Below are 24308 nucleotides of genomic sequence, written 5' to 3' on the forward strand. Positions count from 1 at the left end.
TACCGCACTTTCTGGCCCGCACTACATGTGCGGGCTTTTGATTATTTTGTGAGCTAAAGACCGCTATCCCCCGTAAGGTAATTCATACCATGCACAATAAGTTAATACTTATTGGGAATGTCAACGCTGGTCATTTACTGTTTACAATGCTGTTATTAATAGAAATGAGGTAGTGCTGTCCTCGATGAAGCCGAACCATCAATCTCTTGCGACTATCCCCAATCGCTATGCGTTCCTCGATGTCATTGACAACGCAGTTGGTGAGCATCGCGAACTTTCATTAATGCTGATTGATGTCGTAAGGTTTTCCGATGTGTCTACCAGCTTTGGTCACGCGGCCGGTGATACTATTCTGTTGCAGATTGCCAACCGCATTGCTGAGCTTTTTGGTGATGATGCACTGCTAGGCAGAGTCAGTGGAGATGTGTTTGGTCTGGTATTGTTTGGACGACATACGCAGCGCCAGCTACACCACCATTACACACATCTGATCGAGCATTTTAAAACACCAATTTTTCATGCCGATCACGCCTTCATCGCCGACTTTAACGTTGGGGCGGTGACCAACACAAAACGCAATCACGATACCACGCTGCTCATTTCCCGAGCCGAAGCTGCATTAAAGCAGGCCAAAGAAAACAAGTACGAAAACTTCCAATTGTTAAGCCTGCTGGAAAAATCAGACACCAGCCGCTCATTAACACTCAAAGCAGACTTGAAACGGGCATTCGCCAATGATGAGCTGGAACTGTATTTTCAGCCCAAAGTGGATTTGCAGACGTTGAAAGTGCAAGGCGCTGAATGTTTGCTGCGCTGGAATCATCCGCTTGATGGCGTGTTATTTCCTGGCGCACTGATTGAGGCCGCAGAGTCTTACAACATGATGAATGAGCTGGGCTACTGGACCTTAGAGCAGGCGATCAAAAGCGCTGCTGACTTTAAAGCGCAGGGACTGGACATGCTGGTGTCGGTGAATATGTCGCCCACACAGCTCTACGATATCAAGTTTGCGTCGACACTGATTGAGTTAAGTAACGCATATAATGTCGACATGAAACGTCTGCAATTGGAATTGACCGAAGACGTTGCGTTGTCAAATTCTCTGATGGTGAAAAAGCAGCTGGCCATGGCGAGGGCAATGGGCACCGCAATTGCTATAGACGATTTCGGTAAGGGCTATTCAAACCTGGCGTACATTCGTGACATGACCATAGATACGCTAAAAATCGATAAAACCTTTGTGATGGAGCTTGAGAATAATCCGGTAAATGCAGCCATTATCCAGGCGGCACAGGTGATTGGTAAATCACTCGACTGTGAGGTGGTTGCAGAAGGCATCGAAACCATGCAACAGCTTCATACGTTGCGGGAATTAGGCATTAATACAGGGCAAGGCTATCTATTTTCCCGTGCCGTACCGAAAGACGCATTTATTCAACTGGCACAAAGTGAACTGGCGATTGGCCGTTCCAAAGCTCTGGATACACGAGCAGGTTAGCGTGTTGAGCACAGCTGCGTTACCATAGCGCGGTTTTTAACAATCTCAATGTGATCATGTATCAGCAACTACAAGACGGCGCAGCGAATTTTCTTCATCTATCCCGAACTGCACCACAACATTTTACTACTCCTCTGACGTTTTCCTTGACCAATAACACTCGCGTGACGATCAGTGCGCCGGGGATTATATGTTTTGAGCCAGCTCAGCCTGGTGATAAAGATATCGTTTTGTCCTGTGGCGTACATGGCAATGAAACCGCTCCAATAGAAATCTGTGACGAATTGGTAACTGATTTACTCACTGAGCGCCTGGCGTGTCAGCATCGGTTTTTGGTGCAGTTTGGCAACCTGTCGGCGATGGATATTGGTGAACGGTTTGTAGAAGAAAATATGAACCGCTTATTCAGTGGTGCACACTCACAAGGCCCCGGGTTGATAAACGAAGAGCGCAAGCGCGCAAAATTGCTTGAGCAGAGCGTTGCCGAGTTCTTTACCGCTGCGCCTGCATCTGAAAGACACCGCGCACACTATGATTTGCATACCGCGATCCGTGATTCAAAAAATGAGAAGTTTGCCGTCTATCCGTTCACGCACGGCAAACCCCATAACAAACAACAGTTGCTATTTCTTAAAGCCTGCGGCGTGACGACCATTTTGTTATCCGAATCACCCACGACGACCTACAGCTATTATTCAGCCCGTCAGTTTAACGCACATGGTTTCACTGTCGAGTTGGGTAAAGTACGTCCGTTTGGTCAGAATGACATGAGCCGTTTTGCTCAGGCCAGAGACAGCCTCCGTAAACTGGTCAGTGGCGAACAGCTCTCACTTGGCGAATACCGTAATGAAGACTTTTTGATTTATCGGGTGAATCAAGTCATAAACAGGAATGAAGAAGATTTTAGGCTTAATTTCGCCGATGATGTGCCTAATTTCACCGATTTTAAGAAAGGAACGTTACTGGCTGAAGAATCAGGCTGTCGCTACATCGCTGAGCAGGATGGTGAGGCAATTGTGTTTCCCAACGCTAAAGTGGCAATTGGTCAACGCGCACTCTTGACTGTTCTGCCAACGACACTGGATTAGAAGGAAGCATATTCATGGCATTTACACTCGATCAGCGATTGCAGAACGATTGTCTTCACGTCTGTGACCTTTCACTGTGTCGTGTGTTATTGATGAACGATTGTCAGTACCCATGGCTTATTCTGGTGCCGCGTGTGGCTGATATAGCGGAAATTATTGACCTGACCGAACAGCAGCAACAAACCTTGTGGCGTGAATCTGCTCAGGCGAGCAGGGTGTTACAGTCACTTTATTCACCTGACAAATTAAATGTGGCGGCGTTGGGGAATGTGGTGGCGCAATGCCATGTTCATCATATTGCAAGATTTCATCATGATCCGGCCTGGCCTGCACCGGTGTGGGGTCAACATCCTGTTACGCCATACGCAGAGGATGAACTAGCCGCGACGTTAGACAAGCTGAAGTTGGCGTTTAACCCAGATTAACGGTCATTATCGTCGTCATATTCCCGTTTTTTAAAGTCTTTTGGCACAGAAAAGCGGTTGCTGTGTTTTAGCAGCATGATGTTGCCAATAATAATGCCAAACGCCAGCACAACTAAAAATACAATCCAGCCAGTACTCACGCCGTTTCTCCGTTCAGAATAAAAGTGCGGTAAATCTTATCAAGGTTATCCAGGATCACGTGTTTACCGAGAATATCTGCTTCGTTAATTGCCGAAAAAATGTCTTCAATGTTCACTGCAGCGAGGATTTCACCGGCCAGTGGTCGATAGCTGATGTGCCAAGGCTCAGGAGATACGCCACCGGTTTCCTGTGCATAAGGACGGTAAAACCCAAAGCGTTCGGCATGTTCATCAAGCCACACAGATAAATCGTAGCAGGGGCCACCCGGCTCATATTCCTGTGTGATCAATTCAAAATCATGACCACTGTCGTCGACCGATTTCTTATCATAGACATCCAAATCGGTGCCCCAATGGTGGCGACTACCGCCGGGCAGCGCAGACCATATCAGAATACTGAACAGTTTTTCGGTATCACTGAGCGCGTTGGCATCGAGCCGCTTACCCTGACGATCGTAAAGTGGTCTGTCACCGCGCCATTTGCTATTCCAAATTAAAAGCTGTCGCTCAAAGCCGCGAAAGCCACTGGTAATATTCAGTCCCACCTGAGACTCGCGTGCGGCATGTTGCATACGTTTAAACGCGTCACATACGTCAGTGTGTAGATAATGGCCATCCTGACATTCGCTAAGGTGTGTTTCAGATTGCCCCAGCCACTGTGCCGTCGTTATCATGTCAGCAGGTTTTCCATAATGCGTTCGTATATTAGTGCAAGCTCTTCAAGATCGGCGATACGCACATGTTCATTGACCTTGTGAATTGACGCGTTAACCGGTCCCAGTTCGACCACCTGAGCGCCAGTTGGGGCAATGAAGCGACCGTCAGAGGTCCCACCGGCAGTTGAAAGGGTGGTATCCCGCCCGGTGTAATATTGAATGGCCTGCTGTGTGGCGGCCACCAGCTCGCCGCTGTCGGTAAGAAACGGCTGACCGTTAAATGTCCACTTTATGCTGTAGTCCAAATTGTGTTTGTTGAGGATCTGCTCAACGCGCTGGATCAGCTGTTGGTCAGTGACTTCGGTGCTAAACCGAAAATTGAAACACACATGCAATTCGCCGGGGATCACATTCCCTGCACCAGTACCAGCATGAATATTGGAAATCTGAAAACTGGTTGGCGGGAAAAAGGCGTTTCCGTCATCCCAATGCGATCTGGCTAATTCATCCAGTGCTGCAGCGGCCAGGTGAACCGGGTTTTTGGCCAGGTGGGGATAGGCCACATGCCCTTGAACACCCCTGACCACGAGATCGCCGGTTAGTGAACCACGACGGCCATTTTTAACAACATCACCGACAAATTCCGTGCTGGAAGGCTCACCGACCACACACCAGGTGATCTTCTCCTTTCTGGCTTCCAGTGTGTCGATCACTCGGGTTGTGCCGTTAATAAATGGTCCTTCCTCGTCACTGGTGATAAGAAAGGCGATGCTGCCGCGGTGCTCAGGATGTTTGCTCACAAAGTTTCGGGTTGCCACCAGCATGGCTGCCAGGCTGCCCTTCATATCGGCTGCCCCACGACCGTATAAGACGCCATCTTTGATCGTTGGTGTAAACGGGGGAGTGTGCCAGTGACGCTCATCGCCGGGCGGCACAACGTCAGTGTGTCCGGCAAAACAAAACACCGGTCCTTCATTGTTGCGCCGAGCCCACATATTAGTGGTGTCTTCAAACACCATTGATTCGATATGAAATCCGCTTTTATGTAACCACTCCGCCATAAGCTGTTGACACCCTGCATCCTCGGGGGTGACGGAGGGTCTTTCAATTAACTGCTGGGCGAGGGTTAGGACGTCGCTGCTCATGAGAATATGGCTTGATATTGGTCCGGCTTAAATCCCAGATGACAGGTGTCATGCTTGACGAGCACCGGGCGTTTAATCATTGCAGGATGGGCCAACATCAGCGCGATCGCCCGTTCTCTGTTTAACCCTTGTTTCTGCTCATCAGATAACTGCCTGAATGTCGTGCCTCGTTTATTGAGCAGACTTTCCCAGCCGAGCTGAGACTCGAACTGTTCCAACATGTCCTGACTGATGCCGTCTTTTCTATAATCATGAAACTTAAAGTAAATGTTCTCAGCCTGAAGCCAGTTGCGCGCTTTTTTTATAGTGTCGCAGTTTGAAATTCCGTACAGCGTGATCACGAAATGATTTTCCTTTACGTCATTACATTGAGTTAAATACAGCGTTAAAGCATATCAGATGATAAGACCTTCATCACAGGTATAAGGTCATCGCGATATCATCCATAGCGATTACCTGATTGCGGCTATGCACAATGGCTTTTATACGTTCGCAATTAATAATGGTTAATGCGCTGTGAAGGGAGGGCAGTTCACTTTTCAATTTAGGCAAATCGAATTCCAACAACACCTCTCCCGCAGCAACTTTTTGACCTTGCTTTACTTTATGACGAAAGCCCACGCCCATCATAATATGTGAATCAGTGCCTATCTGGATAAGCAGACGCAAGCCATTTTTGCAGCGAAGTCTTATTTGATGAGCAGTAGCCGGAAGCCACTCGACGATGGCATCAAAGGGGCTGTGCACAAGACTGCCTGCTGGTTGAAATGCGACGCCGTCACCCAGCAAGCGGGCCTGAAAAGCCGGGCATGGCATGTCATCTAACGGTATCAATCTGCCTGAGAGAGGACTTACGATATCTACCCGTTGTCTAAACGTCGCTGGAGGGGTATCGGTAACGACGTTAAACGACATCATAGCCGTTTTGATGCAATGCCTGGGTAGCGTTCGCCAGGTCCTGTGTCTTTACCAGGAAAAAGTCAGTCTCGAAGGTTGAAACGACAAAAATACTTACATTGGCGTCGGCCAGTACGGACGCTATCTCGGCCATGATACCGACCATGGACAGCTGCAATGGCCCCAGCACTTCGAGCACGCGCCAGTCGTGGTCAGTTTCATTGGCTGAAGAAACATTGATGTCCTGTGGTGCCACTACGGAAAGCTCATCATGGGTTTTGCCGACAAAATACAGTGGTGACTGCAGTATTTCTGCGGGAATAGGCTGGTCTACATCCAGGCTGTGTATGCAAAACGTTTGCGGCAGCACTGCCAAAGTTTGTTTACTCATTATGGTCCCGTCATTACTGCATCAACAGCCAGTGAATGAGGATGCAATTCGCATCCTTGTGTATTTATTCATTGTGCGTATTGCATAGTGGTAGTCAAGCTTTTACACATCACAAAGCAGGTTATCCACTGAATCTGTGGATAACATTGTTGGTTAATCCTGAATGTGTGCATAACTTACTGTTATTTGGTCATTTTATTCAACTGTGCGGAAACTGTTCATATTGCTGCTAGGCTTGTTTATGTCGAACAAAATATGTGGAGAGAGAACATGGCGAGTATGCATGTCGGTGCAGTGGGCTGGTTAGATTTAACCGTAGATGAGGCAGATAGCATCAGAGATTTTTATCAGGACGTGGTCGGGTGGCACCCAAAGCCGGTCAACATGGGCGAGTATGCGGATTACTCGATGCAAAATCACGACGGTGAAGACATCGCAGGGATATGCCACAAGCGGGGGCCAAACGGCGATTTACCCTCGTACTGGCTGCCATACTTTGTGGTCGAAAACCTGGATGACAGCATGCAGGCTGCTACTGCTCAAGGCGGTAAGATAGTCACCGAGGTAAAGAGCATAGGTGATAGTCGTTATGTGATTATTAAAGATCCAGCTGGTGCAGTGTGCGCCCTGTATCAGCCCTGATGATTACAAAACCACACGCAACTGGTAAAGTACTGACCACATTAGTAAAAGGAGTCTGTCAGCGTTGCACGTGCTGGATATTTATGCGGGGCCATCGGCATTAGCCCGCATCCGAGAGGAAGGGTTTCACCCTGAGTTGTTTGATTATTTTCTGGGCGCATCGGGTGGTCCGAAGTGGTTTGTGCTGGCTGGCCTTGACCGCGTTATCTTTCCGGAGTTTTTTAAGCAACGAAAAACGCCAATAGACGTAGTTGGCTCTTCTGCGGGCGCTTTCAGAGCAGCCTGTTTCGCGCAGTCTGATCCACGGGCGGCAATAAACAGACTGGCTGAGCGTTACTCACAAACCACGTATTCAGACAAACCCACGGCGCGTGAGATCACAGAGAAAGGACGTGACCTATTAGATTATCTGCTGGGTGACAAAGGCGTGGATGAGATCATCGCAAACCCGCTGGTCAGAGCGCACTTTATTGTTGCACGCTGCAAAGGATTGGGAAAAAGCGAGCGTAAATCGATTCAACTGGCCGGATTAATCGCGAGTGCGACGGCCAATTTAGTGTCAAGAAAGAGTCTCGCTAGATTGTATGAAAGGGCGATATTTGCCAGCCCGCACTCGTCGCTCGAGTTGCACGACCCCTATGATTTACCGTCTTTTCGCGTTGACCTCAGTCGAGATAATTTGACTGATGCACTGATGGCATCAGGGTCAATTCCCGTGGTGCTCGAGGGCGTTGAGAATATTGCTGGTGCACCATCGGGCATGTATCGGGATGGTGGTATTGTTGATTACCATTTTGACGTGAAATTGGGGCCGCGGTCGGGATTGACCCTGTATCCGCATTTCTACGCCTTTCCCAGCCCAGGCTGGTTTGATAAATCGCTAAAATCACGTAATCCACACCATAGTAGCTATGACAATGTGGTGATGGTAGTACCTTCACAACAATTTGTTACCTCGTTGCCTTATAACAAAATTCCCGATAGGAAAGACTTTGAAACCATGGACGCAAAAACGCGCATAGCATACTGGCAGAAAGTGCTGATTGAGACAGACCGATTGGGTGAGGCGTTTATGGACTTATGGCAGTCAGAGCTACTTGCCAACCATGTTAAACCACTGCCTTTTTTAACTGAGTGATGACACCTAATGCTTGCCGCTTCCAGGCTTGAACTGCACTTTAATCCCCAGCGTCTTACTGCAGATCTTGGTCTGCTCGATCCGGGCTGTTGGACACCTCATGTTAATCGTACTGACTATGACGGCATGTGGGAGGGGATCGCTCTGCGTGCGCCTGAAGGCGCGCAACATCCCATTTTGCAGTTGGCAGCCAATCCAGGTCAGCAGCATTGGATGGAGACGGAGCATTTAAAACGCTGTCACTATTTTAATGATGTGCTGGACTGTTTTCAGTGTGAACTGATGTCAGCAAGGCTACTCAAACTAAATTCAGGCTCAGTCATAAAAGAACATTCGGATCCGGAATTGGGCTATCAGTTCGGTGAGGCGCGATTACATATTCCTATTCAAACCACTGACGCAATTGAATTCTATGTCGCTGGCAAACGGATTGACATGCGTGCAGGGCAGGTGTGGTATATCGACGCCAGTCAACCTCACCGTGTCAGTAACCACAGCGATACAGACAGAGTCCATCTGGTGATTGATTGTCGGGTAAATGACTGGCTTAAGGCCAAGATAGAGCAAGGCGAGATTCACTAGCAGTGCGGTTATGCACAAATTTTCTGCACTCAGTAAATGGCTATCAAAAAGCGCTTGCAGAATGGTATTGTGATAGCTAATATACGCGCCGCTTCTACGGAATGCGTCTATAGCTCAGTTGGGCAAAACCCGGTGAGCACCGCTCAAGAGGGGTGACTTAACGTCACGCCGAAAGGGTTTTACGACCAGGCAGGACGCTTGGGCTGGAAATAAGCACCATGGACGGAAATGAAAAAACATTCTACATATGCGTCTATAGCTCAGTTGGTTAGAGCGCTACCTTGACATGGTAGAGGTCCCCTGTTCGAGTCAGGGTAGACGCACCATCCACTGATCCCAGCTTAATTTCCTGTAAATCAGGTTTTATATTCCCCTAGGGATTTCACTTTGTTAAAAGCTGATACTAATCTGGCAATATCTGTATGGTCAGATTGCTTATTTTCCGCCAGATAAACGTCGACTGCCAGCTCTGGTACTTCATATGTCATAACCGTTGTCACACACCACGCAAACCGCGATGAACAATTTCATTGCAGGGAGCGTAACCCGCACCTTATTAACTCAATAAATTTGTCATGTTAGTCAAACGCTTACCAAGTATCGCCAATGCAGTTTGAAGATATTTCGGATTGCTCAGTATCTGCGATTGGAAGGTGGCTCTGTCGATTACCATTAAATCGCAGTCAGTGACTGCTGTCACATCAGCAGTTCGAGGGCTCTCCATGAGCAGCGCAAGTTCACCGAATAATTCACCTCTGCCTATCTCGGTAATGAAGACGTCATGATTATCTTCACCTTTGGCCACCGATACTCTTGCTTTGCCATCAACGAGAATGTATGCACAGTCCGCGTTCTCACCATTGTTGATGATTTTCTCTCCGGCTTTGAAGAATTCTCTATCAAAGTTTTCCAGCCATTCATCCATCTTTTGTTGTTTGGCATATTCGAGGAAGCGATCTTGCATGTTCGCCATATCCAGCATCATGGGGCAAATTGCCATTCCGCTGCGTTCATGGGTAAAAATATCACCAACCTGCTCAAAGCCGACCATCTTGATAATAGGCGCAATATCAGGGTTTATAGGCGCCACAACATGAGTAATGCCACGCTTTATACCCCAATAGCAAGACATGCATAAAATCATGAAGGCAATTTTGCGCATTGAACGATAATCATTATGCAGGCAAAACATGCTGGCGCTTGCAATAAGGCTCTTATTCTCAGGTAAAAGGTGACTGAAATCATAATACGTATCTGACGGAAGTCCTGCAGCGGACATTTCTGTGATACGCATGCCTCCTACAACCTCACCATCCACTACCGCGGCAATGTTTCTTGTGGTAGGTAATGCATCAAAGCGATCATAAATTCGCCGTTCTGGCGTAGCGGGAAATTTTCCCTCCTGCTCTGAAAATACGGTATATCTGGCTTTAAATACGCCATCAATTTCTTCAGGTTGCTGCGCTATTTTTATTTTAATACCCATGTTTTCTTCCTTGTCCTACGTTGTTTTCGTTTCAATGCGCTTGACGCGAACCCCAAGTATTACCCGCTAGTCTGCATTTTATGTCGCATCACCTGTTAATAGAGCATAGATGAATTGTTTTAACTTGGAAGGATTTTATCCACCAGGTTCGTCTTCGCGCGGTTATACAAGTGAAGCACTGTTTGTATTGCGATCTAATTGACTCATTTTTGTGTAGACTATTAGTGATCTAGCAAAAAACGGAACGTTATGATTAATAAGCAAAACGGTAAAATGTTATACAGCGCTATCGCGACGGTAGCGGTCGTTGCTGTAGTGTATTTTCTTTTCTTTGCACGCGAGAGTGCGCCGGATTTTTCCCAGTACGAGGCAGGCCCAGAGCGTAAAGAAGCATTCTTCAGTTACTTTCACCCTATCGTAAATGAAATCAACGAAGAGATTCGCAGTGACAGGGCGACCGTGGTGGAGACCTGCGATGCAACAGGAGAGGAATCTGCTTTAAGCCCGCTGGCGGAGAAATATCGTGTTGATGACAGTGACCTTAAAAATGAATCGCTGTGTGATTTACTGTTGCGTCGGGTAGATGTTATCCCTGCATCGCTGGCACTTGCCCAGGCTGCAAATGAAAGTGCTTGGGGAACGTCAAGGTTTGCTAAACAGGGCAATAACTTTTTTGGGCAATGGTGTTTTGAAAAAGGCTGCGGCATTGTGCCTAATAATCGTGATGCAAATAAAACACATGAGGTCGCAGACTTCAGATCGCCCAGTGACTCAGTAAAAAGTTATATGTTGAATCTTAATGGTCACGATGCTTATCGTCCACTGCGTGAAATAAGAGAAAGTCTGCGCATGCGTGATGCTCAGATTACCGGGATTGAGTTAAGTCATGGCCTGAACAAGTACTCAGAACGTGGCGAGGAATACGGTGAAGAGCTGAGGGCGATGATCCGTTTTAATGAACTCACGCGGTTTGACACTGCGTCGTAACCAAAACGGTTATTTAAATTTGTAAATCTGTCTGCGTATTTGCTACTGTTTTGATGTTGTAGTGGGTACTTCGATATGAACATAGAGCACATGAGGGCGATTCTTGACGCCCTCCCTGACCCTGCCTTTATTCTGTCCGAGAGTGGACAATACGTAAACGTCTTCGGTGGTCGTGATATCCGCTATTACCATGAAGGTACCTCGCTGATTGGTAAACGTATCCCTGAAATCCTCAAAGCTGACAAGGCACAATGGTTTATTGACAAAATTGCACAGGCGCTTAGTGCAGGTGGCATGACGATCGTCGAATATGAGTTAAGTAATAAAGATATTATCGGCCTGCCTGACGTAGGGCCAGATGAGCCAATATGGTTTGAGGGGCGCATTCAGCCTCTGGATTATACGGTGGCGGATGAGCGTGTAGTATTATGGGTGGCCAGTAACATAACAGAGCGACACAAAATGGAAGTATCGTTACGGTATCTTAGCGATACTGACCAACTCACAGGTTTGTTCAATCGCCGAAAGCTCGAGCAGGATCTTGCCGCACAGTTTGCCAGCTTTACACGCTACGGGACGCCGACTTCCGTGTTGATGCTCGACATGGATAACCTGAAACAAGTCAACGATACGCTAGGACATCAGGCCGGAGATGAAGTGATTGTGGCGTTTTCCAGAATTTGCAGTGAAACACTGAGAGAAACCGACTTTGCCTATCGCTACGGTGGTGATGAGTTTGTGATCGTACTGCCTAATCTGGATTATCAACAAGCCACACAGTTTGCAGAGCGGCTTAATCATGCATTTCGACATCATAATATTGACGGAGAAATCCACAGCGAGCCTGCAACACTGAGTATCGGCGTCACGGCGTTTACGCAACAGGACGCATCATTCGAAGATACGCTGCGTCGAGCTGATGAGCTGTTATACAAGGCAAAACAACAAGGTAAAGATCGTGTGGCTACATCATAGAGCTCATCTTTCAGGGAAGGGTCACGCAAATGGATAAGATAGTCACCCCACATTTTACTCTGCGCAGAGAAAATGACGTGCTGGTTGCCATCATCAGTGGGCAATGGGACGACATGACTACAAATTCCTATGCTGACGCGTTTAAAAAAGTCGCATCGTGTATGGCAAGTCAGCCTTGGGCTCATATTACCTATCTGGACAGGTGGGAGCTGGCCACGCCAGACTGTGTTCCCATTATAAACGAGTTGGAGCGTTGGTGTATGGCCAATAAACTTACCTGCGATGCTGTTGTGTATCCCGATGATGGATTGAAAGACTTCATCCTTTCTAAAGCCCTTGAGACCAGCCGTAACCCGAAAGTTTACCGGCATTTTACCGATGCATCGGACGCGCTTGAATGGATATCTGAAAAAGGCTTCAGCCCGATTAGTTCGACCTTGTCTTCAGTCAAATCTGCCTAAAAACAATCTGAGCATTATCAATGCATTATGAAAATGCATAAGTGCGTATCGTTACGCAGATAGGCGAAACCCGCTATCAATGGTTATAGTTACTGTGATACTTCAGTTCAGTGGCGATACCCATGCACGAGTTGTCAGAGCAATTCTCAAAAGACGAGCAGCCAATTTTGAAGGCTATCCTCGAATTACAGGCACAGCAAAAAACAGTCGACCTTGAGTCAGTGCAAGGAGAGGTTGGTAATAATGTTGCTCCTGAACGTGTAAAAGCGGTGCTGGAAAAGTACCGGTCTTTGGCTACGTCATCAGATGAAACAGCGACAGCATTGCCTGACACTGTTATCAACGCGCTCAATGGGGCCTGGCAACAAGCTGTGCAGCAACAGCAAGCAAAGCTAATGCAGGTATCCAATCATGCCACTCAGTTGAAGGCTCAATACCAACGGATAAAAGAAAACCAGCTCGAATTAGAGCAAGCTGCTGACCTCAGTCAGCAAAAAGCAGAAATGCTGGAACGCGAGTGCGAACAGGCACAGCACCGTAATATCAGCCTGGAGCAGGCATTGGCGCAGCGTGATAACACGATTAAAGAGCTGCAACAGGAAATCGCCAACTTACAACAAACCGTTGGTAAAGAATCAAATCAGTATCAGCAGCAGGTCGAAGAGCTTGCCCAGCAGGTTGACACTGCATCAACACAGATACAGGAGCAACAACAGCACATTTCCGATCTCGAAGGACAATTATCAGCAGCGTCAGACGATGCGGAGACCTCGGCGCACAAACTGGCCGAACTGCAAGAACAAAATAACGTTCTAACAGAACAGTTGCAGGCGCTTCAGGAGCAGGCGAGTGAGTCGCAGGACGGTGTACAGCAGCAATTTGAGGCTCAGCTTGCGTCGTTGCAATCTGAATTAGATGAATTGAAATCGTCTCATTCAGCAATACAAAGCGAACGTGATGAATTACAGAGCGAGCGCGAACAGCAGGCTCGGAGTGTCAAAGAATTAACATCTCAAGTGGAATCTTTAGAAGCCGAACTGAAAATATCCAACAAACTCAGTGCCGCGTTAGAAGCTGCTAACAGCAGCTTGAAACAAAGGTTAAGTTCTGGCGGACAGCCAATATCTACCGAAACTGTCTAGCGTCATAGTCGTCATACACCAGGACGAACACCGCAGCGTGAAAATAGTGCCTGCCACCATGTTATATGAGTATGGACAGATTGCTGATAGCGGTTGAATCGTTCATCAATGTTAGTCTGCAAAAAAGTTGTTAGCGCTTCAGGAAGCGCTGGATGGTGTGCCAGTTCTTCAATAATCGGCGCGAGCTGATAGTGATAGCGGTTGACTTGACCCAGCACAGGTTGAATTTTTTCAATAAAAAATAGGTTGAATACGTTTACCAGATACTTCGCTTTCTGAATGGCTTTCCCATTTGGGCATTGAATGTCGCCTTCAATTTGCTTCAACCATTGCGTCATGACTGAAAGGTGATGAGACACCAATAACTGAGTGCGCCATAATCTGGCTGGCAGACGGTATTCTATAAGTTGTTGCAGGTGCTGTTCTAATACGTCACTGTCGTTGGAAGGCTTGGACGACAGTGACAGTAGATATGAAAATGCTGCACGTGTACTCGTCATACCATCACTGTCATCTCCAGCTACATAAGCACTGCTGCGCGTTAAACCAAGATAGACTTCCTCAGATCCTGCAATAAGGTCTGCCCAGACTAATGGAAGTTGTTGGGTTTTCTGTTTAAGCCATTTTTCCAATGTGCCTGCTATTGCCTCATCCTCAATTTGGGTAAGACAGGACTCAAGCGACTCCAGCAGCGTGACTTCATACACGAATCGGCTTGAAGGGTGTTGAGCGCGTCCCAGTGATGTATTGCGTTCAGCGATAAGAGTGTTTACAGGGCAGTCCTGTAACGCATAAAAGTCTGACAGCTGCATCGTCATATTTTCGATGTCTGGTCTGAGCTCGGCTAAAGGTGGTAGTGTGAGCGGAGTTATATCAGTAATCGCAGGTGGAACGCTGTCCAGCACATTGGCAAGACGCTGGCGGTATTCATTCAAATCATCATGCAGTTGCATTTTTTCATTGCAACTTGCAAGCAGCAGTGTAGTAACCAACAGGGCGTAGCGATAAGCAGCGGTCATGCGCAACAGCAGTGGATATCCTTGTCTGATATAACGGAAAGAAGCTGTCTATGGTTCAGTAAAGTTGTTCATCATCAGCACTAATACTTACATCGAGCTTTTTATGAACATCATCAATATGCATATGCAAATGAACGTCGTTGGCGCAATTTGGACACTCCTCAAAGTAATCCTGATCGCCATTACTGAAATCAATTGATAAATGCATGCTATGTCCACAATGGGGACAGGTCACACGGGCCGGCTTTGTATTCATTATTACACTCCTTCGTGTTTCACATCCTTATGCATCAAGGTTTTTTAACGTCGCCTGAGCAGATTGCAGATAATGCTCACCAAATAGCAACGCGTGATTCAAAATGTGATAGAGCTGATAAACCGACTTGCGATACTGATAGTCGTCGCTGAGTGGCCAAACATCATGGTAGCCAGCATAAAAAGCGGAGGGGAATTTGCTAAAAAGCTCGGTCATGGCGATGTCGGTTTCCCTATCGCCGTAATAAAAAGCGGGATCAAACAACACCGGCGAGTCTTTGAAAAATCCCGTGTTGCCATGCCAGAGGTCACCGTGCAGCATAGACGATTCTGGCGCATGACCATTTAAAAGGCGTGTCACTGCGTTAACCGTATTGTCGATGTCCACCAGTTTATGGCCGCGCTCGGCCAGCAGTTGCAGCATGTAGCCGATACGCTGCTCAGCGAAAAAGTGACTCCACTTCTTATCCCAGCGGTTTGGCTGAGGCGTCACGCCAATAAAGTTGTCCTCCTGCCAGCCATACATTTGCTGGGTGTGATGCCGATGTAAATGGGCTAGATGCTGCCCGAATTGGTACCAGTTTTGTTCATTCCCCGAATGCATAGTGACATGTTCAAGGACCAGAAAACTGTGCTCGCCTACACAGCCGGTGCAAATTACCCTGGGTACCCTGAAATGCTCAGCCTGTTGTAAGTGCGCCAGGCCCTCCGCCTCAGCCGTGAAGTGTTCAATGCTATTCGCGCCATTGGTCTTCACAAAAAATCGACGTTTACCATCACTTATTTTGAATGCGCGATGGGTGTCACCGCCTGAGACTTCGCGGATATCGTCACAAATAAATGGCGCGTCAATCTGTTCACTGATTTGCTCGCTGATGAAGTGCCACATTATGGTTGCCGGAAAAATAATGCCTTCTTCCAGTATGGAACATCTCATGCAGACGGGTAGTCGATAAAATTATCAGGCGTGAATTCTTTATATCGCAACGCTATTTACGAAGTGTGGCTTTTGTTCACGCATTGCTTCGTGGGCTAATAACGGTATAATCTCGCGCATTGGCTCTGACGGTAACAGAGCCCTTCGCACTCAGGCACCCGATTAAGGGTGTTTTTTTATTAGTAAAAAATTGCTTCAAGGCAAAAACACGCATGTGGCGCTTGGTACGTGTCACCACTGTGAGAGGATACTTCATGCCCGTAATTACGCTTCCTGACGGCAGTCAACGCCAATTTGATAATCCAGTCTCTGTTTTAGATGTTGCCAGCGATATCGGTCCTGGTCTTGCCAAAGCCACCGTCGCCGGTAAGGTCAATGGTGAGCTGGTTGATGCGGTAGATATGATCAACGATGACGCACAGGTGCAGATCGTCACCGCTAAAGATGAAGAAGGGTTGGAGATTATCCGTCACTCTTGCGCTCACCTGTTAGGGCATGCCATCAAGCAGTTGTTCCCGGACGTCAAGATGGCAATCGGTCCGGTCATAGACAACGGCTTCTATTATGATGTTGATCTGCCACATTCACTTAGTGAAGACGATATCCAGGCGCTGGAAAAGCGCATGCTGGAACTTGCCAAGACCAACTATGACGTCATCAAGAAGGTGGTAAGTTGGCAGGAAGCACGAGATACCTTTGAATCACGTGGCGAGAGTTACAAGATGGAGATCCTGGACGAAAACATCGACAAAGATGACCGTCCTGGTTTGTATCACCACGAAGAATATATCGATATGTGTCGCGGTCCGCACGTACCCAACATGAAGTTCTGTCATCACTTCAAATTGATGAAAGTGGCTGGCGCATACTGGCGCGGAAATAGCGACAACAAGATGCTGCAGCGTGTATATGGCACGGCATGGGCTGATAAAAAGCAGCTCAAAGCCTATCTGAACCGCTTGGAAGAAGCAGAGAAGCGTGACCATCGCAAAATTGGTAAAGCCCTTGATTTGTTCCATTGGCAGGAAGAGGCGCCTGGCATGGTGTTCTGGCATAACGATGGCTGGAACATTTATGTTGAGCTGGAAAAGTATATCCGCCAAAAACAGCGTAAATACGGGTTTGGTGAAGTAAAAGGTCCATTGATGATGGACCGCTCCCTGTGGGAAAAGTCGGGTCACTGGGACAAGTATGCGGAAAACATGTTCACCACTGAGTCAGAAAAGCGTGAGTATGCAATCAAGCCCATGAACTGTCCTGGTCACGTGCAGATTTTTAACCAGGGTCTGAAATCGTATCGTGACCTGCCGCTGCGCATGGCTGAATTCGGTTGTTGTCACCGCAACGAGCCGTCAGGTGCGTTACATGGATTGATGCGCGTGCGCGGCTTTACGCAGGATGATGCACATATTTTCTGTACAGAAGATCAAATTGAGTCTGAGGTCATCAGCTGCATCGACATGATTTATGAAGTCTATAAAGACTTTGGTTTCGAAAATATTGTTGTCAAACTGTCTACCCGCCCGGAAAAGCGTGTTGGATCTGATGAAATCTGGGATAAAGCCGAGCAGAAACTGGCCGATGCATTAACTACGCGCGGTATTGAGTTTCAATACCTGCCAGGAGAGGGTGCGTTTTACGGTCCCAAGATTGAGTTCACATTACATGACTGTCTCGATCGCGCCTGGCAATGTGGCACGGTGCAGCTGGATTTCTCCATGCCAGGACGTCTGGGGTCGACGTATGTCGCAGAAGACGGTGAGAGAAAAGTACCGGTGATGATTCACCGTGCAACGCTCGGATCACTGGAACGTTTCATCGGTATCTTGACCGAAGAATACGCAGGGTTTTATCCGTTATGGCTGGCGCCGACTCAGGCGGTGGTGATGAATATTACCGACAATCAGGCTGAATATGCTCAGTCAGTGGTAAATATTCTTCAACAAAAGGGATTTAGGGCCAAGACTGACTTGAGAAATGAGAAGATTGGCTTTAAAATCCGCGAGCATACATTAAGGCGCGTCCCTTACATGTTGGTTGTCGGTGATAAAGAGATGGAAGCAAACGAAGTTGCGGTCCGTTCTCGCCGAGGTGAAGACCTCGGAAAACTCTCGCTTGATGCTCTCGTGGCGAAGCTGGACACTGAAATCAACGATAAGACGATAAATTAAAATCACTCGGAGGAAACGCACATCAGAGGCGCTAACAATAAGGGTCAGAGCGATAAAGCTCGGATTAATGACGAAATTACCGCACGTGAAGTGCGCTTGATAAAAGACGATGGTGAACAGGTTGGAGTTGTCTCACTTTCAGAAGCGCTGGAAGCAGCGGATCAGGCAAGTCTCGATTTAGTAGAAATCAGCCCTAACGCCCAGCCGCCAGTCTGCAAAGTTATGGACTACGGCAAGTTTCTTTTCGAGAAGAGTAAGGCTCTTAAAGAGCAAAAGAAAAAACAGAAGCAAATTCAGGTCAAGGAGGTTAAATTCCGCCCTGGCACTGATGAAGGCGATTACCAGGTCAAACTGCGCAACCTGCGTCGCTTTCTTGAAAGTGGTGATAAAGCCAAAGTCACAATCCGCTTCCGCGGTCGTGAAATGGCGCACCAGGAGATCGGCATTGAGCTTTTGAACCGTGTCAAAGCGGATTTGGAAGACATTGCAAACGTCGAAGCATTCCCGAATAGGGTTGAAGGTCGACAAATGATCATGGTGCTCGCCCCAAATAAGAAGTAGTAGTGGTCTACAAGTAGTTAAGCACCTGCACTGCCTGACTCACCCTGCTGCAAATTGAAACCCAAACTGACGTGACTGCACACCAAGGTTTGTCTTAAACAATGCGGAGTTTTAGCAATGGCTAAAATGAAAACCAACAAAGGAGCTGCCAAGCGTTTTAAAAAGACCGCTTCAGGCCGCTTCAAAACTAAACAGTCTCACTTGCGTCACATTTTGACCAAGAAGAGCTCTAAGCGTAAACGTCACCTGCGTGGCAAGAAACTGGCTCACGACGCGGATACCAAGCTAATCCAGCGTATGATGCCTTACGTATAAGAGAGGAGACTGAAAAATGGCTAGAGTAAAACGCGGTACTATCGCCCGCGCACGTCATAAGAAAGTCCTGAAGCAGGCTAAAGGCTACTACGGTGCCCGCAGTCGCGTTTACCGCGTAGCGGTTCAGGCAGTAACTAAAGCTGGTCAGTATGCCTATCGTGACCGTCGTCAGCGTAAGCGTCAGTTCCGTCAACTGTGGATTGCACGTATCAACGCTGCGGCACGTCAAAATGGTATGTCATACAGCCGTTTCATTAACGGTCTGAAAAAGGCATCTGTCGAAATTGATCGTAAGATCCTTGCCGACATCGCCGTGCATGACAAAACCGCTTTCAGCGCATTAGTGGATACCGCTAAAGGCGCATTAGCTTAATCGATAACGTATTAAGTTTAAGTTCTTTCGGGGAAAGGCGAGCTAGGAAGCTCGCCTTTTCTTTTTCTGCCCTTGCAATTTCCCTGTCAGAAAATTTTACACTTCAGACTCATACTTTCTGAACGAAGACCCTAACTATATGAAAGGTATAGACTATTTTTCATCGGTATTATTTTTGCTTAATACTTTAGTCTAATAAAAATAAGTCAAAATAGACGACGAGAGCATGAACGCCTCCACGTGTTATAAAAGTATGAGGAAGCAACAATAATGTTTAAACGAGCTGTGAAAGCCCTAGCAACTGGAGTGAGCCTGTTAGCTTTGTCGCTGCCATCTCAGGCTGCTTTGGTGACTATAGACTACGGGTTTGGCGCATTACCAGATGGCTTTTCTGAAGCCGATTTTAATGGCGATGGTATTCCTAACGATCCTATGTCCTGGAATTTGTTCGATACCAATGATGATGGTACTGGTGATTTATTGATGGCTATTGGTGCCTCTCAGCGTTACGCGAGCCCAGCGTTGACTAATGACGGTAATGGTAACTTCTTTGCTACCACTGGCAACACCATTTGTTTCGAACCACCTGGAGCATGTACAGAAGACGGTCCACGGTGGAACTTTAATTTCTTCATTGAGTCAACGAGTGCGTCAATTCAGGATTTGCTAAGTGGGTTGCAAATAAATTATGAACTTGATCCTAATTCAACTGAATTTGCAATCGTAAATCTGTTCAATCCAAATGGTGCAGACTTTTTGCTGCAAGAAAGTTGGAATTTAGATTTTGAGTTTTTAAACACGGGTCTTTTCACGTTTCCAGGTGACACTACACCCACTGAAGTGGGTTGGACTCCACCAGGAGAAGAATTTGACCGTGATGCTTTGGGTACGTACTCATTTGAGTTTGTCGCTTTCGATCAAAACCAAGGTGGCCAGATTGTGGGTATGTCTGTAACAACGACCTCTGTACCAGAACCATCCACGATAGCAACGCTGGCCCTGGGGTTGCTGGCGATGGCGAGGTTAAGAAGAGTTAAATAAATACTAATTTCTAAGAAATCCTAGAGCCCGTGTCATGTACATGGGCTTTTTTGTTCAATCGTTATAGCGGGAAGCTTATTTGGAGATTTGTTGATTTTACCGGCAATGATTCGGGCCTAAGCTACAGCTCAACCTACACAAAATAACAGACTGCAACTAAACCCGGTCTGGCACTCTGTACCCCAATTCATGTAGAATTGCGGGCTTCTTTGGAGCGAGCCTACATAATATTTACGCAGGCTCCGCGATACAAAATAATCTTTCCATTTTCGGGGAAAAGTATGGATCTCGAAGCCATCATCAGTGAGGCAGAGTCACTGATCAATGACGCGACTGACGCAAAGGTGCTTGACCAGGTGCGCGTCGACTTTATGGGCAAAAAAGGTAAGCTCACTGAACTATTAAAAGGTCTGGGAAAATTATCCGCAGAAGAGCGTCCTGCCGCGGGTCAGAGAATCAATCAGGCTAAACAACAAATCCAGAAATTGTTGAGTGCCAAGGGTGACCTTTTACGAGACCAGGAATTAAACGCCAAGTTGCAGGCAGAAAAAGTCGATGTGACGCTGCCAGGCCGCGCCGACAAGGTCGGTGGACTGCACCCTGTTTCTCGCACCATTAGCCGTATTGAAAGTTTCTTTGGCGAACTGGGCTTCAGCGTTAAATCAGGACCAGAAGTCGAAGATGGTTTCCATAATTTTGATGCGCTTAATATTCCGGCCAACCACCCGGCACGTGCCGATCATGACACCTTTTATTTTAATCCAGACGTGATGTTGAGAACCCAGACATCGGGCGTTCAGATCCGCACCATGGAGGCTGAAAAGCCGCCGCTGCGGATTATTTCACCGGGCCGCGTTTACCGTAACGATTACGATCAGACTCACACGCCGATGTTCCATCAGGTCGAAGGATTGATGGTCGATACGGACGTGAGCTTTACCGAGCTGAAAGGAATACTGCACGACTTTTTGAATCATTTCTTTGAAGCAGAGATGACGGTTCGCTTCCGTCCTTCTTACTTCCCGTTCACCGAACCTTCTGCAGAGGTCGATGTTATGGGACAAAATGGTAAATGGCTGGAAGTGTTAGGTTGCGGCATGGTGCATCCCAATGTACTGCGTGCGGTTGGCATTGACCCTGAACACTATACCGGCTTCGCATTCGGTATGGGTGTAGAACGACTCACGATGCTGCGTTATGGAGTCAGCGATCTGCGCTCGTTCTTCGAAAATGATTTACGTTTCCTCAAGCAGTTCAGATAGGACACCAGTACGATGAAATTTAGCGAAAAGTGGTTAAGAGAGTGGGTTAACCCGAGCATTACGACCGAGCAATTATCTGAACAGCTGAGTATGGCCGGGCTTGAAGTAGACGGTATTGAACCTGTAGCCGGTGAATTCTCCGGTGTGGTTGTGGGTGAAGTCGTGGAATGCGGACAGCACCCTGATGCAGATAAGCTGCGTGTGACCAAAGTTAACGTTGGTGACGACGAACTGCTTGATATTGTCTGTGGTGCACCTAACTGCCGTCTGGGTCTGAAGGTGGCTGTCGCAAAAGTTGGCGCCGTATTACCAGGGAATTTTAAAATCAAAAAGGCCAAACTGCGTGGTCAGCCGTCTCACGGCATGCTGTGCAGCTATTCTGAACTCGGTATCAGTGACGATCATGACGGCATAATCGAACTACCGGCCGATGCGCCGATAGGGCAGGATATCCGTGAATATTTCGGGCTTGATGACGTCACCATTGAAGTTGATTTAACGCCGAATCGCGCTGACTGTCTCGGTATTCGAGGCATTGCACGTGAAGTGGGCGTGCTCAATCAGGCCGACGTGTGTGTGCCTGAAATTGCCGAGGTGCCTGCTTCGATCGATGACAGTAGAGAAATAACATTACAGGCGCCTGAAGCCTGTCCTCGCTACCTGGGCAGGGTGATCCGCAATATTAATCTGGACGCACAAGCGCCGCTTTGGATGCAGGAAAAGCTGCGTCGCTGTGGCGTACGCAGCATCGACCCTGTGGTTGATGTGACCAACTATGTGCTGCTTGAGTTGGGACATCCGATGCACGCGTTTGATCTGGATAAGCTGGACGGTGGCATCGTGGTGCGATTCGCCGAGCAGGATGAAACCTTAACCTTACTCGATGGAAACGACGTCAAGCTAAACAGCAATACGCTGGTCATCGCAGATAGCACCAAAGCGCTGGCAATGGCCGGTATTTTCGGTGGTTGGGACAGTGGTGTGACTGAGCAAAGCCAGCACATCTTTTTGGAAAGTGCGTTCTTTGCACCAGATATGATACTGGGTAAAGCTCGCCAATACGGCCTGCACACCGATGCGTCCCATCGCTATGAGCGAGGAGTCGATCCTACTTTGCAGCGCAAGGCAATGGAAAGAGCCACTGCGCTTTTGCTGGACATCGTTGGTGGTGAAGCGGGACCTGTAATCGAAGGCGTAAGCGAGGCACATTTACCCGGCTCACCTATGGTGTCATTACGTCGTGACAGGCTGCACAAGGTGATTGGCATCAGTATCAGCGACAAACAGGTCGAAGATATCCTCACCCGTCTTGGTATGGACGTTGAGAAAACGGCGCAAGGATGGCAAGCCAGCGCCCCTGCATACCGTTTTGATATTGCAATCGAAGAAGATCTGATTGAAGAAATTGCGCGCGTTTACGGGTACAACAATATTCCTGACGTTGCGCCGACCGCAAAGCTGACCATGTCAGAGTCGGTTGAAGGTAACACTGCGCTGAACCGTTATAAGGCATTGTTAGTTGATAGTGACTATCAGGAAGCCATTACGTATTCGTTTGTTGATCCCAAGGCGCAACAGGCAATGTTCCCTGACATGGAAGGGATGGTATTACCCCATCCAATATCTTCTGATATGTCGGTCATGCGTGTCAGCCTGTGGCCTGGACTGTTGCAAGCTGTGTCTTATAACCAGAAACGTCAACAGAGCCGTGTCCGTTTGTTTGAGTCAGGTCTACGTTTTATTCCGGATCAAGGTGCCCCTCAGGGGGTACGCCAGGAAGCGATGATTGCCGGTGTGATCAGCGGGACCCGCTACAATGAGCACTGGACACTGGAAGAGCAGGCTGTCGATTTTTATGACATTAAGGGTGACGTTGAGAAGCTGCTGGCACTGAGTGTCGACGATACCAGCTGGCGTTTTGAGGCGTGTCAGCACCCAGCCTTACATCCTGGCCAGGCCGCCGCCATTTACCGTGGTGAACAGCTTGCTGGCTACGTTGGCGCCGTGCATCCCAAGCTTGAAAAAACCTTGGGCATCAATGGTAAAGCGTTTGTGTTTGAGCTGTCGTTGGAGGTTATCACTGCCCGTCAATTGCCACAGGCTAAATCCCTGTCAAAGTTCCCAGCTAACCGTCGGGACATTGCAATTGTGGTAAAAGACGATATTCTCGTTGGAGAAGTCCTGACTTTCATCGAAAAATTTGGCGCAAATCAATTAGTTGGCCTAAACTTGTTCGATGTGTATAAGGGTAAGGGCATCGAACCGGGTTATAAGAGCCTGGCGTTGTCGCTCACGTTGCAGGACACCGACCGAACATTGGAAGAATCTGATATTCAGGCGGTGGTTGATGATATTCTGGCCAAACTCGCTAATGAGTTCGGAGCCACATTGAGGGATTGAACATATGGCGTTAACCAAGGCCGAAATGGCTGAACACCTTTTTGAAAAATTGGGCATGAACAAACGTGATGCCAAAGATCTCGTAGAGTTATTTTTCGAAGAAGTCCGTGAAGCCTTGGAATCTGGCGAACAGGTGAAATTATCTGGTTTTGGTAATTTTGACCTGCGTCAAAAAAATGAACGCCCTGGCCGTAACCCTAAGACGGGTGAGGATATTCCCATCAAGGCAAGGCGAGTGGTGACATTCCGTCCCGGACAAAAGCTAAAAAGCCGGGTTGAAAACACCAAGCCACCCGTCGAGTAATTCATACGAAGCGCACC

At 47.7% G+C, this 24308-nt stretch carries 29 protein-coding genes and 1 tRNA gene; 19 read left to right on the top strand and 11 right to left on the bottom strand.

From position 1 onward, the window contains the following. Nucleotides 1-184: 184 nt before the first annotated feature. From G441_RS0101170 to G441_RS0101180, 3 genes are read left to right on the top strand one after another with little or no spacing between them, the layout of a single operon-like run. Complete coding sequence (locus tag G441_RS0101170) at nucleotides 185-1498, top strand: putative bifunctional diguanylate cyclase/phosphodiesterase (protein ID WP_026374660.1); 1314 nt, start codon at nucleotides 185-187, stop codon at nucleotides 1496-1498. A gap of 56 nt (nucleotides 1499-1554) precedes the next feature. Continuing rightward, entirely contained in the window at nucleotides 1555-2586 is a 1032-nt protein-coding gene (gene astE / locus G441_RS0101175) for a succinylglutamate desuccinylase (protein WP_026374661.1), read from the top strand. A gap of 14 nt (nucleotides 2587-2600) precedes the next feature. Then, a complete protein-coding gene (locus tag G441_RS0101180; protein ID WP_026374662.1) occupies nucleotides 2601-3011 on the top strand; it encodes an HIT domain-containing protein in 411 nt (136 codons plus the stop codon). Here the strand turns inward: G441_RS0101180 and G441_RS19455 are convergent. From G441_RS19455 to G441_RS0101210, 6 genes are all read right to left on the bottom strand, one after another. Then, a complete protein-coding gene (locus G441_RS19455; RefSeq protein ID WP_084407231.1) occupies nucleotides 3008-3151 on the bottom strand; it encodes a DUF2897 family protein in 144 nt (47 codons plus the stop codon). The two genes, G441_RS0101180 and G441_RS19455, sit on opposite strands and share 4 nt — an antisense overlap. Continuing rightward, nucleotides 3148-3825, bottom strand: coding sequence for a M15 family metallopeptidase (locus tag G441_RS0101190; RefSeq protein ID WP_026374663.1), 678 nt, complete (start codon nucleotides 3823-3825; stop codon nucleotides 3148-3150). The genes G441_RS19455 and G441_RS0101190 overlap by 4 nt, the downstream gene beginning before the upstream one ends. Further along, nucleotides 3822-4952 carry a succinyl-diaminopimelate desuccinylase gene (gene dapE / locus G441_RS0101195; RefSeq protein WP_026374664.1) on the bottom strand — a complete coding sequence of 377 codons (1131 nt, stop codon included), beginning with the start codon at nucleotides 4950-4952 and terminating at the stop codon, nucleotides 3822-3824. The genes G441_RS0101190 and dapE overlap by 4 nt, the downstream gene beginning before the upstream one ends. Continuing rightward, nucleotides 4949-5293, bottom strand: a complete 345-nt coding sequence (locus G441_RS0101200) for an ArsC family reductase (protein ID WP_026374665.1) — start codon at nucleotides 5291-5293, stop codon at nucleotides 4949-4951. Before G441_RS0101200 ends, dapE begins: the two co-directional genes overlap by 4 nt. Nucleotides 5294-5366: 73 nt before the next feature. After that, nucleotides 5367-5870: a PTS sugar transporter subunit IIA gene (locus G441_RS0101205; RefSeq protein WP_051275241.1), complete on the bottom strand. Its 504-nt coding sequence runs from the start codon at nucleotides 5868-5870 to the stop codon at nucleotides 5367-5369. Further along, nucleotides 5857-6240, bottom strand: a complete 384-nt coding sequence (locus G441_RS0101210) for an ACT domain-containing protein (RefSeq protein WP_026374667.1) — start codon at nucleotides 6238-6240, stop codon at nucleotides 5857-5859. Before G441_RS0101210 ends, G441_RS0101205 begins: the two co-directional genes overlap by 14 nt. 270 nt (nucleotides 6241-6510) lie before the next feature. Here G441_RS0101210 and G441_RS0101215 point away from each other — a divergent pair, with 270 nt between their 5' ends. The 4 genes from G441_RS0101215 to G441_RS0101230 all read left to right on the top strand — a co-directional run bounded on the left by G441_RS0101215 (nucleotide 6511) and on the right by G441_RS0101230 (nucleotide 8928). After that, complete coding sequence (locus tag G441_RS0101215; RefSeq protein ID WP_026374668.1) at nucleotides 6511-6882, top strand: VOC family protein; 372 nt, start codon at nucleotides 6511-6513, stop codon at nucleotides 6880-6882. A 64-nt stretch (nucleotides 6883-6946) separates the two neighbouring features. Then, nucleotides 6947-8020, top strand: coding sequence for a patatin-like phospholipase family protein (locus G441_RS0101220; protein WP_026374669.1), 1074 nt, complete (start codon nucleotides 6947-6949; stop codon nucleotides 8018-8020). 9 nt (nucleotides 8021-8029) lie between these two features. Then, nucleotides 8030-8602 carry an aspartyl/asparaginyl beta-hydroxylase domain-containing protein gene (locus G441_RS0101225; protein ID WP_026374670.1) on the top strand — a complete coding sequence of 191 codons (573 nt, stop codon included), beginning with the start codon at nucleotides 8030-8032 and terminating at the stop codon, nucleotides 8600-8602. Between the two features lie 249 nt (nucleotides 8603-8851). Next, nucleotides 8852-8928: transfer RNA gene (locus G441_RS0101230), tRNA-Val, on the top strand. 30 nt (nucleotides 8929-8958) lie between these two features. Here G441_RS0101230 and G441_RS19990 read toward each other — a convergent pair. Next, nucleotides 8959-9090 carry a hypothetical protein gene (locus G441_RS19990; RefSeq protein ID WP_276201935.1) on the bottom strand — a complete coding sequence of 44 codons (132 nt, stop codon included), beginning with the start codon at nucleotides 9088-9090 and terminating at the stop codon, nucleotides 8959-8961. Nucleotides 9091-9158: 68 nt separating this feature from the next. Further along, a complete protein-coding gene (locus tag G441_RS19100) occupies nucleotides 9159-10088 on the bottom strand; it encodes a cyclic nucleotide-binding domain-containing protein (protein ID WP_051275242.1) in 930 nt (309 codons plus the stop codon). Between the two features lie 249 nt (nucleotides 10089-10337). On the opposite strand from G441_RS19100, the gene G441_RS0101245 reads away from it, so the two are divergent. The 4 genes from G441_RS0101245 (at nucleotide 10338) to G441_RS0101260 (ending at nucleotide 13653) form a co-directional block, all read left to right on the top strand. Further along, on the top strand, nucleotides 10338-11075 hold the full coding sequence (locus G441_RS0101245; protein ID WP_034474075.1) for a glucosaminidase domain-containing protein: 738 nt from the start codon (nucleotides 10338-10340) through the stop codon (nucleotides 11073-11075). A 75-nt stretch (nucleotides 11076-11150) separates the two neighbouring features. Beyond that, the gene (locus tag G441_RS0101250) at nucleotides 11151-12050 is read left to right on the top strand and encodes a sensor domain-containing diguanylate cyclase (RefSeq protein WP_026374672.1); all 900 of its coding nucleotides are present in this window, start codon (nucleotides 11151-11153) and stop codon (nucleotides 12048-12050) included. A 29-nt stretch (nucleotides 12051-12079) separates the two neighbouring features. Further along, nucleotides 12080-12511, top strand: coding sequence for a hypothetical protein (locus G441_RS0101255; protein WP_026374673.1), 432 nt, complete (start codon nucleotides 12080-12082; stop codon nucleotides 12509-12511). A 122-nt stretch (nucleotides 12512-12633) separates the two neighbouring features. Continuing rightward, nucleotides 12634-13653 carry a coiled-coil domain-containing protein gene (locus G441_RS0101260; protein WP_026374674.1) on the top strand — a complete coding sequence of 340 codons (1020 nt, stop codon included), beginning with the start codon at nucleotides 12634-12636 and terminating at the stop codon, nucleotides 13651-13653. Between the two features lie 11 nt (nucleotides 13654-13664). Here the strand turns inward: G441_RS0101260 and G441_RS17595 are convergent, their stop codons facing one another. The 3 genes from G441_RS17595 to G441_RS0101275 are packed head-to-tail and all read right to left on the bottom strand — an operon-like array spanning nucleotide 13665 to nucleotide 15864. After that, complete coding sequence (locus G441_RS17595) at nucleotides 13665-14672, bottom strand: DUF3080 domain-containing protein (RefSeq protein WP_034474078.1); 1008 nt, start codon at nucleotides 14670-14672, stop codon at nucleotides 13665-13667. A gap of 55 nt (nucleotides 14673-14727) precedes the next feature. Next, entirely contained in the window at nucleotides 14728-14928 is a 201-nt protein-coding gene (locus G441_RS0101270) for a CPXCG motif-containing cysteine-rich protein (protein ID WP_026374675.1), read from the bottom strand. A 27-nt stretch (nucleotides 14929-14955) separates the two neighbouring features. Then, nucleotides 14956-15864 carry a fructosamine kinase family protein gene (locus G441_RS0101275; RefSeq protein WP_240485064.1) on the bottom strand — a complete coding sequence of 303 codons (909 nt, stop codon included), beginning with the start codon at nucleotides 15862-15864 and terminating at the stop codon, nucleotides 14956-14958. A gap of 254 nt (nucleotides 15865-16118) precedes the next feature. Between G441_RS0101275 and thrS the strand changes: the two genes are divergently transcribed. The 8 genes from thrS to ihfA all read left to right on the top strand — a co-directional run bounded on the left by thrS (nucleotide 16119) and on the right by ihfA (nucleotide 24291). After that, a complete protein-coding gene (gene thrS, locus G441_RS0101280) occupies nucleotides 16119-18035 on the top strand; it encodes a threonine--tRNA ligase (RefSeq protein WP_026374677.1) in 1917 nt (638 codons plus the stop codon). A 21-nt stretch (nucleotides 18036-18056) separates the two neighbouring features. Next, nucleotides 18057-18596, top strand: a complete 540-nt coding sequence (gene infC, locus G441_RS0101285; protein ID WP_084407232.1) for a translation initiation factor IF-3 — start codon at nucleotides 18057-18059, stop codon at nucleotides 18594-18596. 117 nt (nucleotides 18597-18713) lie between these two features. Next, nucleotides 18714-18911, top strand: a complete 198-nt coding sequence (gene rpmI, locus G441_RS0101290; RefSeq protein WP_026374679.1) for a 50S ribosomal protein L35 — start codon at nucleotides 18714-18716, stop codon at nucleotides 18909-18911. A gap of 16 nt (nucleotides 18912-18927) precedes the next feature. Beyond that, on the top strand, nucleotides 18928-19284 hold the full coding sequence (rplT, locus tag G441_RS0101295) for a 50S ribosomal protein L20 (protein WP_026374680.1): 357 nt from the start codon (nucleotides 18928-18930) through the stop codon (nucleotides 19282-19284). Between the two features lie 270 nt (nucleotides 19285-19554). Next, nucleotides 19555-20325, top strand: coding sequence for a PEP-CTERM sorting domain-containing protein (locus tag G441_RS0101300; protein ID WP_026374681.1), 771 nt, complete (start codon nucleotides 19555-19557; stop codon nucleotides 20323-20325). A 281-nt stretch (nucleotides 20326-20606) separates the two neighbouring features. Beyond that, a complete protein-coding gene (gene pheS / locus G441_RS0101305; RefSeq protein WP_026374682.1) occupies nucleotides 20607-21587 on the top strand; it encodes a phenylalanine--tRNA ligase subunit alpha in 981 nt (326 codons plus the stop codon). A gap of 12 nt (nucleotides 21588-21599) precedes the next feature. After that, nucleotides 21600-23987: a phenylalanine--tRNA ligase subunit beta gene (gene pheT, locus G441_RS0101310; RefSeq protein WP_026374683.1), complete on the top strand. Its 2388-nt coding sequence runs from the start codon at nucleotides 21600-21602 to the stop codon at nucleotides 23985-23987. A gap of 4 nt (nucleotides 23988-23991) precedes the next feature. Further along, nucleotides 23992-24291: an integration host factor subunit alpha gene (ihfA, locus tag G441_RS0101315; RefSeq protein WP_026374684.1), complete on the top strand. Its 300-nt coding sequence runs from the start codon at nucleotides 23992-23994 to the stop codon at nucleotides 24289-24291. The last annotated feature ends 17 nt before the right edge of the window (nucleotides 24292-24308 follow it).

Source organism: Aestuariibacter salexigens DSM 15300, assembly GCF_000429145.1.
Taxonomy (GTDB): Bacteria; Pseudomonadota; Gammaproteobacteria; order Enterobacterales; family Alteromonadaceae; genus Aestuariibacter; species Aestuariibacter salexigens.